Origin of the sequence: Halopseudomonas nanhaiensis (assembly GCF_020025155.1) — a bacterium.
In the GTDB taxonomy this organism is placed as follows: Bacteria; Pseudomonadota; Gammaproteobacteria; order Pseudomonadales; family Pseudomonadaceae; genus Halopseudomonas; species Halopseudomonas nanhaiensis.
Genome location: NZ_CP073751.1, coordinates 2,549,312 through 2,563,220, shown reverse-complemented (window position 1 = coordinate 2,563,220; position 13,909 = coordinate 2,549,312). Strand labels below are relative to the sequence as shown.

The window sequence follows — 13,909 nt, the reverse complement described above, 5'->3', positions numbered from 1 at the left end:
ACAGCATGATCAAGGTTGACGTCATGTCAATGTCAACAGGGTGATTCAGAATCCGAACGGTGGTGTGCCCGAGCCCGCGCCGAGCTTGAGGCCAACTTTCAGAATCCAGTCATTGTCCATCGCGGCGACCACCCACGTATGACCTTCCCACTCCACGCTGTCGCCGACCACCGGATGCCCACCGAACTGGCGGCCAAAGAAGTCCGCGAGCGTCAGATCAGCCAGCTCCGCCGGCACGTCGAAGCCGTAGAAACGGCCGACTTCGCCCAGCCGGGCTTCCCCCTCGAGTATGAAATCGCCAAAGAACTTGCGGTTCTCCAGGTAACGCGGCGCCTGCGCGCGACTGAACAGTTTCGACAGCGCCGGCAGGTCGCGCGAGCGACCGACAACACACAGCACGTCGTTGAGTGCCAGTTGTGTACTGCCGGTCGGGTGCAGCAGACTGCTGCCTCGAAACAATGCGGCAATCCGCGTATCGCTGGGCATCTTCAGGTCGCGCAGGTGACTGCCTACACACCAGTTGGCGTTATCGAGCTGGTAGATCATCAGCTCGAACTCGCCTTCCACTGCGACGTCCAGACTGGTGCGCTGAAGCGGCGCCGGTTGCGGCGGGATCTCCACGCGGCACCAGCGGGCCATCAATGGCAATGACGAGCCCTGCAACAGCAGCGATACGAGTACGACCACGAAGGCTATGTTGAACAGCAACTGTGCCTGATCGAGGCCAGCCATCAACGGGAATATGGCGAGAATGATCGGCACTGCGCCACGCAGCCCCACCCAGGCAATGAACACGCGCTCGCGCCAGGAAAACACGAAGGGGACAAGGCAAATCATCACGGCGATCGGCCGCGCGACGAAAATCAGGAACAGCGCGATCGCGATTGCCGGTAGCGCCAGCGGCAGCATCGCGCTGGGCGTCACCAGCAGGCCCAGCATGAGGAACATGCCAATCTGGCTCAGCCAGGCCATGCCATCCTGAACGTGAAGAATGTTCTGAAGATTGCGAACCCGTCGGTTGCCCAGCACCAGACCGGTCAGGTAGATCGCCAGGAAACCGCTACCGCCGATGGCATTGGTTGCGGCGAATACCAGGATCGCACCGCTGGTGATGAGTAGTGGGTAAAGCCCTGTTGCCAACTTGACCCGGTTGACCAGCCAGCCGAGAAGGACACCTCCGCCGATCCCGCAGAGTCCGCCGATCCCGAACTGCTGAATCAACACCAGGAGGAAGTTCCAGCTGAAGCTCTGCTGCCCCGCCGCAAGCATCTCCACCAGAGTCACCGTGAGAAAGATGGCCATCGGATCGTTCGAACCGGATTCGATCTCAAGCGTGGCTCCGACCCGCTGTTTCAGGTTCAGCCCCTTGCCCTGCAGTAGCGAAAACACGGCGGCGGCGTCGGTCGAGCCGACAATCGCACCAAGCAGAAGCCCCTGCAGCCAGTGCAGGTCGAGCAGCCAGGCGGTGAGCAGTCCGGTCAGGACGGCGCTGATCAGAACACCCATGCTGGCCAGCGACATGGCTGGCCACAGACCCACGCGGAAATTTTCAACGCGGGTGCGCATGCCCCCATCCAGAAGGATGATGGCGAGCGCGAGACTGCCAATGGTGTAAGCCATGCTCGCGTCGTGGAAAACGATGCCGCCGGGGCCATCTTCGCCGGCGACCATGCCGATGATCAGGAACACCAGCAGTAACGGAATGCCCAGCTTCGATGAAAGCGAGCTGGCCAGGATGCTCGCACTGAGCAGGACAGCGCCTATGAGAAACAAGGTGTTGATGTAATCCATCCCGGAGCTTCCGTCGTCGAGCTGCGAAGCTGCCCACTATAACGCGGCAGTCGCCCCCATGCGTGAATGCGGAAAAAAAGCTGTATAGTCAGGCTATTGCGATATCGGAGCGATCACTGCAATGGCTGCTGCCCTGGCCCTGCTCAGCAAACTCTTGCCGCTTTATCTCACCGTGGGTCTGGGCTGGCTCGCTGGGCGCTATCTTCAGGCCAGCGGCAAGCACATAGCCGGGATCATGTTGTACATGGTCACCCCGGCGGTGATTTTCGCCGGCGTCATGAGCGCACCGCTGACCCCGCGTGTAGTGCTCCTTCCTCTCTTGGTCTACACCTTCTGTTCTATCATCGCCCTGGTTCATCTATGGCTCGCCCGTCGCTGGCTAAGCGAGGCGGCGAACATGATTCCGCTTACGGTGGGTACGGGCAATACCGGCTATTTCGGCATCCCGGTTGCGCTGCTGCTGTTTGGTGAGGAGGGGCTTGGGCTGTACATCGTGTGCATGCTGGGCACCACGCTGTTCGAAAACTCGCTCGGATTCTACCTTGCCGCCAGAGGCCGCTTCGGTGTGCGCGACTGCTTGCTCAAGGTGGTCCGGCTGCCGTCGCTGTATGCTTTTTTCCTTGGCGTCGCGCTGAACTTCTCCGATGTCGGTATCCCGACGCTGCTGCAGCCGTTGTTCGACAACCTGCGCGGAACCTACAGCATTCTGGGGATGATGATCATCGGCATGAGCATCCTCAATCTTCAGGGGCTGGCAGGGGAGATGCGCTTCACTCTGCTGGCATTTTTCGGCAAGTTCGTTGCCTGGCCGGTACTGGCACTCGCCTTCTGGTGGTTGGACAGCGCAGTTCTGGGCATTTACGACGAGGCGGTCCACCGTTCCCTGCTGCTCGTTTCCATCACCCCCGTGGCCGCTAACACGGTTGTCATCGCTACGCTGCTGGATACCTCGCCCCGCCAGGTCGCTGGCACCGCTTTGCTGAGTACCGTTTTCGCGCTGTTGTACATCCCGCTGATGGTGTCGCTGTTCGTCAGCTGAAGAGCCTGTCAGAGAGGCAGGGCGAGGTAGAACTGCGCGCCCTGGTCCGGTCGCGAATGCACGCCGATATGTCCGCCATGCAGCTGCACGATCTCCTTGCACAGCGCCAGACCGAGGCCGGCCCCGCCTTTCTTGCGGCCGATCTGCACGAAGGGCTCGAACACCCTGGCCTGCTGGCTATACGGAATGCCCTCGCCATTGTCCTTGACGCTGATGATCACCCGTTCGCCCTGGCGCCAGGCCTGGAGGCGGATGTGACAGGCTTCGGCACAGTGGCGCAAGGCGTTGCCGATGAGGTTGTCCAGCACGCGCTCGATCTGCAACCGGTCCAGCGAAACGATCGGAAGCTCTTCATGCAACTCGACCTCAAGTGCGATGCCTTTCTCCTCGGCCTGTGCGGCAAACCGCTGCTGGGTGTGGATGAGCAGCTCTCGCACGTCGCAGGGACTCACGTCGATTTTCTGCAAGCCGTTCTGATACCGCGAGAAATTGAGCAGATCATTGATCAGCTTCACCAGCCTACGCATTTCCTCGTCCACCGTGCGCAGGAGATCCTGCTGGCGCGGGCCGAGTGAGGCGAGTTGTTCCTGAAGCAGACTGAAAGCCATGTGCATGCCGGTTACCGGCGTGCGCAGCTCATGTGATGCGCGCAGAACGAATTCACTGCGTACCCGCTCGAACGCGCGGTCTTCGGTCACGTCACGCACCACCATCACCGCCCCAACGATGCGATCCTGATCGCTGCTCACCGGTGTCAGGCTATAGGTCAGCAGCCTGCTTTCCCCATTCGCCTCGATCTCAAGATCTTCAACAGCCTGGCGCAGGGACCCGTGAACCAGCACCTGGGTGAGTTGCTCATCGAGTTCGGCCCGGTCGAGCACTTCGCCAGGGCGCAGGCCGATGGCGCCTTCATCCCAGCCGAGCTGGCGTTGCGCGACCGGGTTGAAATGTTCCAGGCAACCTTCGCGATCGAAGATCAACAGGCCATCGTTGATGCTGTCCAGAACCGCCTGCAGGCGCCGTTGCTCGGCCTGCAACGCCTCGATATCACTGTTCTTGAACTCTCTCAACGCTTCGGCCATCAGACCGAAACGCCGGCTGAGTGCCGAGAGCTCTGCGACGGGGGAGAGCGGCAGAATGACCTTGAAGTCGCCACGCCCAATCTGATCGGCGGCGCGGGCGAGGGCTTCTATGGGGCGCCCGAAGCGCTGAGCGATACTGTGTGCAGTGATAAAGCCGATCAGCAGTACCGCAATGCCGATCAGGCCCAGCAGCGCCGCCATCAGCCAGGCCCTTTCGCGGGCTTCTGCGTCGGCTGCCTGCACTTCGGCCAGATAGTGCATCTGCACATCATTAATGCGGTTGCGCATGGTGGTGAGCGCCTGACCGAGCTCGTTGGTGTGCAGGAGTTGCCGGCGCACGTCGTAGGGTCGGCTGAGGACGTCGCTGAATACCGCGTAAGCCCGCTCGATGTCATCCAGCGTGTGCAGATCGTCTTCAGTCATCGCTGCTTCCCTGGCGCGAAGCAGCCAGCGGCGGAAGGTATCGTCCGAAGCTTTGAGGGCTTCGCGATCAAGGCGCTCACCTATGATCAGCACGAACTGTGTGCCGATTTCCTTGTTCATGCCCATGGTTGCATCGATCAGGTTGATGTTGCGCGACATCACCTGACTCTGGGTCTTGGTCAGCTGGAGCACGCTGAAAATGCCCAGCAACAAGCCCAGAAGGGCTACCGTCAGCAGGGCGCTGCTGCTGACGAATAACCGGTTTCTAAGATTCATAGTCCGAGCTGCTTGCGTTTTCGATAGAGCGTCGATGCGTCGATTCCGAGCGTCCTGGCGGCCTGATCCAGCGTCTCACTGTTGGCAAGAACCGCTGCTATGTGAGCTTTTTCCAGTTCCAGCAGGCTCATTTCTGCGCCAATTTTCGGGGAATTGCTCGCCGCAGCCTCACCGAACCCCAGATGAGCAACCTGGACGCTGTCCATCGGACAAATGATGCTGGCCCGTTCGATGACGTTACGCAGTTCCCGGATGTTGCCCGGCCAATGGTACTTGAGCATCGCATCCCGTGCTTCACTGGCAAAGGCTCGGGCGGGACGACCATATTCGCGCACGAAATGAGCGAGGAACCGTTCGGCCAGATCCAGGATGTCTTCCGTCCGCTCGCGCAGTGGAGGGAGCGTCACGGTGATGACGTTCAGACGGTAGAACAGATCTTCGCGAAACTGCCCGGCCCGGACCATTTCCGCCAGATCCAGATTAGTCGCGGCGAGAATGCGTACATTGGCCCGTCGGGTAACCGGATCACCGATGCGTTCGTATTCCTTGTCTTGAATGAAGCGCAGCAGCTTTGGTTGTAAGGACAGCGGAAAGTCGCCGATCTCGTCGAGAAACAGCGTGCCGCCGTCGGCCTGGCTCACGCGCCCCAGGGTGCTCTCGTTAGCGCCGGTGAACGCGCCGCGGGTGTGACCGAACAGCTCACTCTCCATCAGTTCGCCGGTCAGTGATGGGCAATTGATGGTGACGCATTCCTTTTTGGATCGTTTGCTCCAGCGATGAATCGCTCTCGCCAGTTCGCCCTTGCCAGTGCCCGATTCGCCAAGGATCAGAACGTTCGCATCAGTACCGGCGACCTGGCGAGCCGTCTCCAGGACACCCATCATCGATGGGCTGCGCGAATCAAGGCCGTCATGTGGTTTGCGGACCTCGCCTTCCAGTGCTTCGAGGCGCGCGGCGAGGCGGCGCACTTCGAGCTGCTTGGATGCCGCCAGGCGCAATTGGTCAGGCGTACAGGGCTTGACCAGATAGTCCATGGCGCCAGCCTGCATGGCATCGACGGCCGTATCGACAGCCGAGTGCGCGGTGACGATTACCACGCGCATCCATGGCGCCTGAACGCGCATCTGCGCCAGCACGTCGAGTCCGTTGTCGTCACCAAGACGCAGATCCAGGAAGCACAGATCGAACACCTGCTGTTGCAGAACGGCCTCGGCCTGCGCAGCACTATTGGCTGTTGCGACCTCATAGCCTTCATCTTCGAGGCAATATCGGAAGGTGCGCAGGATGGCTGACTCGTCATCGACCAGCAGAATTCGTCCGTTCTTGGTACCCGCTTCGTCCATCGACCCCTCTCCAGCGAAAAAGTTGTCCCCGTTAGTCAGCGCAGGTCCGTGCAAGTTGCACGGTCGTAAGCGACGTATCTTGCAATCTGCATGCTGGCTGGCATGAAAGTCGCCCGCAAGTGACTGATTTAAAACATTAATTAATTGATTGGGACCTGGCACGGGTGTTGCGAGTATAGGACTAAAGAAGCGGCGGGCCTAGTGCTTCGCAGCTTTAAAGGCGTCCGCCACCCTGGCGGGCGCATTGAACAGGATACAGCGTTACACGGATGTAACGTTCTGGCGGCAAGGCCGGACTCAAGGGCTCAAAAGGCTCGCACGGCGAACGGATCGTACAACCTACGTACTACACAATTACGCTGTCGGCCGCACACCGGCCGGCAACTAAGGAGCTTCAGGATGAATCACCGTTTGTTTGGAATCGCGATGATGGGCAAAGGTCTGTTCGCTGGCGCCGCGCTGGCGGTCGTGCTCCAAGGGGGCGGGCTTCCGGAGGCAGCAGGCGTAGACCAGAAAGACCGCGCAACGGTGAAGATCGAACGAATTCAGTCCCTCGAGCAGCGTTCGGCCGGATTGTCAGCCTCAAACTCCCACGGTACCCTGATTTCCAGCCAGGTGGCCACACGCCACCAGCCAAGGTGGGTGTTCTGACCGGCTCGGCACGATGGGTCGGTTTTTGCCGGTTCGGCCATGCCTGGATGACAGTTAGGTGAGAGAAATTGAGGACGTTGCGATGCTGAGCTGGGCCATTACCTTTCTAGTCATTGCCATTGTAGCCGCGGTACTCGGATTCGGCGGGATAATTGGCGCCGGTGCGGGCGTGGCAAAAACGCTTTTCGTAGTATTTCTCGTCCTGTTCGCCGTCTCATACGTGGTAGGGCGTCGCCCACAGTTGTGATGATCAGGCCGGACGGATGCCCACGTCCGCGGCAATCATTGCTGTATGCCAGGCGATCCGCCAGGGCAGATATTTATCGGTTGTAAGTTCATCTCAAGCCGCTACAATAGCGCGGCCTGTTCGTCAGGCACGCTATGGTGGTCCTGTCGGTCCCCTCGCAACGATCCGCCGTGAACCCGGTCAGGCCCGGAAGGGAGCAGCCGCAGCGGCTTTGTCGTGTGCCGGGGTGTGGCTGGCAGGGCCGCCACCCAATTCTTCGGTCCGCCCCTCGTTCCATCCGCGACACCTCTCCGTTTTATGCCATGGTCGCTTACCTCACGTCCAGACTCCAGATTGCCCGCTGCTTGCCGTCGAACTCCGATTCTCCTGCTTCCAGACGCTATCCTTGCAGTTGGCTCGACCGTTCATGCTTTGTACCGGTCCCGGCGCCGAACAAACCAATGTCCGGGTGGTCAGAACATTGAGCCAACTGGTTCATATCAAGTTGCCATTGCACGCAGAAGGTCCACCTGACATGGTTGTAACTCCACCGTAGCGCATCGCGAAATCTCGACGAACGAATTGGCGAACAGGAATGCGTGTTCGCTGAACAGGTTGTCCTGTGGGAGATTTTCAGATGCGCTTTCGCGGAGATATCAATGGCTTGCGGGCTATTGCAGTCATGGCGGTCGTGCTTTTTCATTTTGGCATCGCTGGCGCCCAGGGTGGGTTTGTCGGGGTGGACGTGTTCTTCGTCATATCAGGCTTCCTGATGACGGGGATCATTTACAGCCGGTTGGAAAAGAACACCTTCTCGACGCTCGAATTTTACAAGGACCGCGCTCGCCGCATCATTCCGGCTCTGGCGTTTCTCTGCCTGATACTGTTGGTCGTAGGTTGGGTTCTGCTGCTCCCCAGAGACTATACCGAACTGGCCGAGCACTCCCTCGGCAGTCTCGGCTTCGTGTCCAATCTGATGTATTGGAAGGATGCCGGGTACTTTGAGCAGGCTTCTCACGACAACTGGCTCCTGCACACCTGGTCGCTTTCGGTGGAATGGCAGTTCTATCTGGCTTACCCGCTACTGATCCTGGTCCTGAAGCGCTGCATCGCGCTGCGTCACACACGATGGGTTCTCGGTGCAATTGCGCTTGGATCGCTCGCGCTGTCGGTATATGCCTCGACCCGCTGGCCGACGTCGGCTTTTTTCCTTCTGCCTACACGCATGTGGGAAATGCTCGCCGGCGGCCTGGCCTTCCTTTTTCCGCTGGCGGCCAGCCGGGAAAACAGTCGTTGGCTCGAGTGGGGCGGCATCGCCCTGATCGCGCTGTCGGTGCTGGCGTTTACCGGAGAGACCCTCTGGCCAGGCTGGTCGGCACTGATTCCGGTAGTGGGAACCATGATGGTCATCTATTCGTCCAGGCAGCAGTCCTGGATCACCGGAAACCGGGCTTCGCAGTTCCTGGGCAGGATTTCCTACTCGGTCTATCTGTGGCACTGGCCCTTCGCAGTGTGGCTTTATTATTTCGGCGTCGAGCGCGAGGTAAGCTGGATCATCGCAGCTATGACCGCCTCGGTGGTGTGCGGCTGGCTGTCCTATGTCTGCATAGAGAATCTTGCGCGGGCGGAAAAGCCGGCCGTTCGCTCGCGGCTGGCGTCGGGATCGCTGGTACGCGTGGGCGGCTCATTGCTGGCGGTCGGTACTCTCGCGAGCTTTACCATGGCTTCGCAGGGCTACCCTAGCCGCATTACCGAGGAATTTCGGAACGCCACTGCGGATCTGCAGCTTCCGCGAAAATCCAACGGCTGGTGTTTTCATAATGTTGCCGAAGGATCAAACAACGAGGTGGGCGAGGATGGCCTGGCCTGTCATCTCGGCGAGCGCGAGGGCGCGGTGGATGCACTGCTTTTCGGGGATTCCTTCGCCGGGCATTACGGCCCGTTCTGGGACAGCCTCGGTCGGGAAAACAACCTGCGAATCAATGCTGTCTCGAGCAACTGGTGCTACCCGAGCGTGGACGAAGCCTTCACCGGCCATACCACCGGGCCGGAGTACGAGCAGTGTCTGATCAATCGCGATTTTCTCGAAAGGGAGATCGGCCGTTATGCGCTGGTCATCTACGCCGGTCAGTGGGGCGCGGTGCGCGACAAGGAGCAGATGGAGGGTGTGGAACGCGCCATCGAGCTGGCCGCGGAGCGCTCGGGTCTGGTGGTGCTGATGGCGGCGCCAACCAACTTTGATATCAGCGTGAAGGATATGTACGAGCGCAGCCTGATGTTCGGCCGCCGCTTTGATATCAGCCGATTCGAGAAAACTCGGGATGAGCAGGTTCGCGCTGCCAATGAGCAACTGCGGTCCTTCGCCGAACGCTTCGCCAATGTCATGTATTTCGATCGCGCATCGATGTTTCAGGTCGATGGTGTACCATCCGACGTCACCGCCGAAAATGTTCCGTTCGGACTCGATCAGTCGGGCCATATCAGCATTTACGGGTCACGCAAGGCGGCCGATGCTTTCCGCCAGACCGGGCTGTACCGGGAGTTCGTGCAACGCACCCGAAGTCCGGAACTGGTGGCTCGCAGCAGGGACGAGTGAGCGCCGCTCCCATCTCGCATTGTCGGTCGGCTTTGGTTACAGTACCCGCTCGCCCCAAAGCCGACCGGAATGCAGAAATCGCCGATGAGTTATCAGGTATTAGCCCGCAAATGGCGTCCCCGTCTGTTCCGCGAAATGGTCGGGCAGACCCATGTTCTGCAGGCACTCATCAATGCGCTGGACAATAACCGGCTGCACCATGCTTACCTCTTCACCGGTACCCGCGGAGTTGGCAAGACGACCATCGCGCGCATCCTGGCGAAATGCCTGAATTGCGAGGTCGGTGTCAGCTCCGAGCCATGCGGCATCTGTTCGGCGTGCCGCGAAATCGATGAGGGGCGTTTCGTCGACCTTATCGAAGTCGACGCTGCCAGTCGGACCAAGGTCGAGGACACCCGCGAACTGCTCGACAACGTGCAGTACGCTCCCTCGCGTGGGCGTTTCAAGGTGTACCTGATCGACGAAGTGCACATGCTCTCCAGTCACAGTTTCAATGCCCTGTTGAAGACGCTGGAGGAGCCGCCGGAGCATGTGAAGTTCCTGCTCGCAACCACCGATCCGCAGAAGTTGCCGGTCACCATTTTGTCCCGCTGCCTCCAGTTTTCGCTGAAAAACATGCCGCCGGAACGCGTCGTCGAACATCTTCGCCACGTGCTGGGTGAGGAATCGATCGGTTTTGACGAGGAGTCGCTCTGGCTGCTGGGTCGTGCGGCGGATGGCTCCATGCGTGACGGGCTCAGCCTGACCGACCAGGCCATCGCCTTCGGAAACGGAACGTTGCAGGCGAGCCAGGTCAGAAGCATGCTCGGCACCATCGATCATGGGCAGGTGTTCGGACTGCTCGAAGCGCTTGCTGCACATGATGCAAGAGCGCTTCTCGGCGCGGTCGCCGAACTGGCCGAACAGGGTGCCGACTTCGCCGGGGTACTGAGTGAATTGATTTCTACCCTGCAGCGTCTGGCCATCGCCCAGGTACTGCCGGACGGTGTCGACAACAGCCAGGGCGATCGTGAGCGCGTCGTGGAGCTGGCTGGACGCATGAGCGCAGAAGATGTACAGCTGTTCTATCAGCTTGCGCTACATGGGCGTCGCGATCTGCCGTTGTCACCGGATCCGCGCGGCGGCTTCGAAATGGCCGTGCTGCGAATGCTGGCGTTTCGCCCGGTAGCGATGGAATCGGCGACCGCGCCACCGCCCGGTCCGACGGATCCTGGCTCGGGAAAGTCGGTGGGGCTCAGCCAGGCCAGGGCTGAACCCCAGGATACCGGTCCAGCGGCCAGTCCTGCCTCGATGTCTACGGCACCAGTGATTGCTGCTGGTCCCGTGGCGTCCCCACGCCGCGACGAAGCCATGGCACAGCTGCGCTCCGGTCTGGGCCAGACCGCTGGGGCGCGTAGCGTTGAATCAGCCAGACCGCTTTCTGCGACACCACCGCCGGAGCCGTCTGCTACCGCGCCTGTGGCGCCCCCGGCGGCAGCATCCGTAGACCAGGTTGACGAGCGCGCACTCACTCCGCCCGAGGTGGCGACAGCATCCAGGCCGGCTCCCAGCCGCCCGTTGAACGTGAGCACGCCGGTCAAGCCGCCGGTCAACGAACCCCCCCAGGAATGGCTGGAGGCCGCGCCCGACGAGGCGCCTGAAGCGCAGGACGAGGATGACGAGGAACCGCTTGACGTCAGCGGCTATCTCAACGAATGGGATGTGGCCGACGCGGTGGAGATCGACGTGCCTGTCATCGACCCGGGTGACGAGGTCAGCGAGCTGCCGGTTGCTACCGGCCTGGCTGCGCAATGGCTGGAACAATTCCCTCGCCTGGCCCTCAGCGGTCTCACGCAAAGCATTGCGGCGCACTGTCAGTTGATGAGTGATGAGGGAGGGGAGTGGCAATTGCGGCTGGACCCGGGCCACAGCGCGCTGTACAACGAGAATCACCGCCAGCGGATCGAGCGTGCACTGTGCGATCTGCTTGAGCGGGAGGTGCGCTTGTCCGTCGAGGTCAGGACGCCCGATCAGGAAACCCCTGCGGTGGCCGCGGCGCGTCGACGGGTTGCCCGGCAGCGCGAGGCAGAAGCGAGCATTCAGGCCGATCCGCTGGTACAGCGGCTGCTGAGTGAGTTTGCCGCACAGATTTGTGACGACAGCATCCGTCCGCTGGATGCTTCTACAACTTGAATGAGGACACGATCATGATGAAAGGTGGCATGTCAGGCCTGATGAAGCAGGCCCAGCAGATGCAGGAAAAAATGCAGAAGATGCAGGAAGAGCTGGCCAACGCCGAGGTCACCGGGCAGTCGGGTGCCGGCCTGGTGTCTGTTCTGATGACCGGGCGCCACGACGTGCGCCGAGTGTCGATCGACGACAGCCTGATGCAGGAAGACAAGGAAGTGCTGGAAGATCTCATCGCTGCGGCCATCAATGATGCGGTTCGCAAGATCGAAAACAACAGCAAGGAAAAGATGTCCGGCCTGACCGCGGGCATGAATCTGCCCGACGGCTTCAAGATGCCGTTCTGAGCGATTCTCCATGAGCTTCAGTCCGCTGATTCGACAGCTGATCGATGGGCTACGGGGGCTTCCCGGCGTCGGTCCCAAGACTGCGCAGCGGATGGCGCTCAACCTGCTCGAACGTGACCGCGATGTGGCGCGCCACCTGGCAAAGGTGCTCGAGGCGGCAATGGACGGCGTCGGCTACTGCCAGCAATGCCGCACCCTGAGCGAAACGGACATCTGCAGCATCTGCTCCGACCCGCGCCGAGATGATCATGTCATCTGCATCCTCCAGAGCCCGGCGGATGTCTGGGCGGTAGAGCAGGCCGGCGGTTTCCGTGGTCGTTACTTCGTGCTCAAGGGGCACCTGTCACCGATCGATGGTCAGGGACCGGAAGAGATCGGCGTACCTGCATTGCTGCAAAGCCTCGAAGGCCGCGAGGTGAATGAAGTGATTCTGGCAACCAACCCGACGGTGGAGGGAGAGGCGACTGCGCACTACATCGCGAACCTCCTCAAGCCGAAGGGCATCAAGGTGTCGCGAATCGCCCATGGCGTTCCGTTGGGAGGAGAGCTCGAATTCATCGATGGCGGCACCCTGGCCCATGCATTGGCCGGGCGCACGCCGATTCTCTGATCAGGCGCCGAAATTACCGTCGCGGTAGTCCTTCAGCGCCTGTTCGATCTCCTCGCGTCGGTTCATCACGAAGGGGCCGTACTGGACGATCGGCTCGCGCAGGGGTTTGCCGGCGATCAACAACAGTTTCGCACCGTCACGTCCGCTCAGCATCTCCACCCGGTCGCCTTCCCCGAGCCGGGCTAGTTGACCTTTGTGAATATCGACCGCTGCGTGCTCCCCTTCAATGCGAGCGCTGCCTTCGTACAAGTACAACAGGGCATTGAGCTCGGCAGCGACCGGTAACTCTACCGTTTGGTCCGCCTGCAAATGCAGATCAAGATACAGCGGCCGGGTGCTTCGGTCTGTAATGGCGCCGACGAGAACCTGACCATCCACGTTGAGCTCGCCGGCGATCAATTTGATACTCGCGCCGCTGGCCAGGCTGAAAGAGGGTACGTCGTCGGGTCGCAGGTCACGGTAGGCGGCAGGCTGCATCTTTTCCGCGGCAGGGAGATTCAGCCAGAGCTGGAAGCCACGCATCCTGCCTGAATCCTGTTGCGGCATTTCCGAGTGGATGATGCCACGCCCGGCAGTCATCCACTGCACGCCGCCCGGCTCGAGCAGACCACGGTTGCCCAGATGGTCTTGATGCAGCATCCGTCCGTCGAGCATGTAGGTGACGGTTTCAAAACCACGGTGCGGATGCGACGGGAACCCGCCGACGTAGTCGGCAGCTTCATCAGAGCCGAACTCATCGAGCATCAGGAACGGATCGAACAGCTCTGCCTGAGCGCCGCCGAAAACGCGCGTCAGCTTGACACCGTCTCCGTCGGAGGAGGGGCGGCCAGTGAGGGTCTGAACAACGTTACGCTTGAGAGTGGAAGACATGGTGCGCATCTCCAGATGAGTCTGCGCACAGTGTATAAGCGGATTTTAAGATTGAATAACGCAAAAAGCCTGTCTAACGCATCGAGCGATTCGATTGAATCAGCTGGCGCTGGGCTCGCTATGCTGTTTCTTCAGTTCCTCGATGACCCGATCGTAGGCTTCACAGGCAGTGTGTCGATCGTTGGTAGGATCGCGTGCCTGGAGTCGCAGAAGCTCTTCATGCATTTCAAGAGCCGTTTCCGGATCACCGTCGGCCAGCCGGTGAATGGTTGCAGCAGTTTCTTCGGCTTTGGCCAGGGCATCTTCCGGCGTACAAGCCAGAGCCGGCATCGAAGCCAGACCCAGCGCGCATGCCAGTGCCAGGTTGTAACGCTTTCTCATGTTGCTACCTCATCTTCCCGACAGGGGTACTCGTAGGACTCCATGTTATCCCCTGTGGTTCGATCGCGATAGCAGTCCGGCACCGCTGCGCAGGGGCTAATCGTCGCA

The 13,909-nt window shown here is 60.4% G+C and carries 12 protein-coding genes and 1 other RNA gene; 8 read left to right on the top strand and 5 right to left on the bottom strand.

The annotated features are described in order from the left end of the window. Nucleotides 1-45: 45 nt before the first annotated feature. A complete protein-coding gene (locus KEM63_RS11520) occupies nucleotides 46-1,791 on the bottom strand; it encodes a potassium/proton antiporter (RefSeq protein WP_223651789.1) in 1,746 nt (581 codons plus the stop codon). A 121-nt stretch (nucleotides 1,792-1,912) separates the two neighbouring features. On the opposite strand from KEM63_RS11520, the gene KEM63_RS11515 reads away from it, so the two are divergent. Beyond that, nucleotides 1,913-2,830 (top strand): AEC family transporter, encoded by a 918-nt coding sequence (locus tag KEM63_RS11515; protein ID WP_223651787.1) that lies wholly within the window; start codon nucleotides 1,913-1,915, stop codon nucleotides 2,828-2,830. A gap of 8 nt (nucleotides 2,831-2,838) precedes the next feature. Here KEM63_RS11515 and KEM63_RS11510 read toward each other — a convergent pair whose 3' ends face one another. After that, nucleotides 2,839-4,611, bottom strand: coding sequence for an ATP-binding protein (locus tag KEM63_RS11510; protein ID WP_223651785.1), 1,773 nt, complete (start codon nucleotides 4,609-4,611; stop codon nucleotides 2,839-2,841). Further along, a complete protein-coding gene (gene algB / locus KEM63_RS11505; protein ID WP_223651783.1) occupies nucleotides 4,608-5,954 on the bottom strand; it encodes a sigma-54-dependent response regulator transcription factor AlgB in 1,347 nt (448 codons plus the stop codon). Before algB ends, KEM63_RS11510 begins: the two co-directional genes overlap by 4 nt. A 399-nt stretch (nucleotides 5,955-6,353) precedes the next feature. Here algB and KEM63_RS11500 point away from each other — a divergent pair, with 399 nt between their 5' ends. From KEM63_RS11500 to recR, 7 genes are all read left to right on the top strand, one after another. Beyond that, complete coding sequence (locus tag KEM63_RS11500) at nucleotides 6,354-6,605, top strand: hypothetical protein (protein WP_223651781.1); 252 nt, start codon at nucleotides 6,354-6,356, stop codon at nucleotides 6,603-6,605. 82 nt (nucleotides 6,606-6,687) lie between these two features. Further along, nucleotides 6,688-6,852: a DUF1328 domain-containing protein gene (locus tag KEM63_RS11495; protein WP_223655869.1), complete on the top strand. Its 165-nt coding sequence runs from the start codon at nucleotides 6,688-6,690 to the stop codon at nucleotides 6,850-6,852. Nucleotides 6,853-6,996: 144 nt separating this feature from the next. Beyond that, an RNA gene (ffs, locus tag KEM63_RS11490) (signal recognition particle sRNA small type) lies at nucleotides 6,997-7,093 on the top strand. Between the two features lie 375 nt (nucleotides 7,094-7,468). Continuing rightward, nucleotides 7,469-9,427 (top strand): acyltransferase family protein, encoded by a 1,959-nt coding sequence (locus KEM63_RS11485; RefSeq protein ID WP_223651779.1) that lies wholly within the window; start codon nucleotides 7,469-7,471, stop codon nucleotides 9,425-9,427. 84 nt (nucleotides 9,428-9,511) lie between these two features. Continuing rightward, nucleotides 9,512-11,599, top strand: a complete 2,088-nt coding sequence (gene dnaX / locus KEM63_RS11480) for a DNA polymerase III subunit gamma/tau (protein ID WP_223655868.1) — start codon at nucleotides 9,512-9,514, stop codon at nucleotides 11,597-11,599. A gap of 14 nt (nucleotides 11,600-11,613) precedes the next feature. Beyond that, nucleotides 11,614-11,940, top strand: a complete 327-nt coding sequence (locus KEM63_RS11475; protein ID WP_223651777.1) for a YbaB/EbfC family nucleoid-associated protein — start codon at nucleotides 11,614-11,616, stop codon at nucleotides 11,938-11,940. A 10-nt stretch (nucleotides 11,941-11,950) separates the two neighbouring features. After that, complete coding sequence (gene recR / locus KEM63_RS11470) at nucleotides 11,951-12,550, top strand: recombination mediator RecR (protein WP_223651775.1); 600 nt, start codon at nucleotides 11,951-11,953, stop codon at nucleotides 12,548-12,550. Here recR and KEM63_RS11465 read toward each other — a convergent pair whose 3' ends face one another. Both KEM63_RS11465 and KEM63_RS11460 read right to left on the bottom strand, forming a co-directional pair. After that, nucleotides 12,551-13,420: a pirin family protein gene (locus tag KEM63_RS11465; RefSeq protein ID WP_223651773.1), complete on the bottom strand. Its 870-nt coding sequence runs from the start codon at nucleotides 13,418-13,420 to the stop codon at nucleotides 12,551-12,553. 99 nt (nucleotides 13,421-13,519) lie between these two features. Beyond that, a complete protein-coding gene (locus KEM63_RS11460) occupies nucleotides 13,520-13,801 on the bottom strand; it encodes a hypothetical protein (protein ID WP_223651771.1) in 282 nt (93 codons plus the stop codon). Nucleotides 13,802-13,909: the final 108 nt, after the last annotated feature.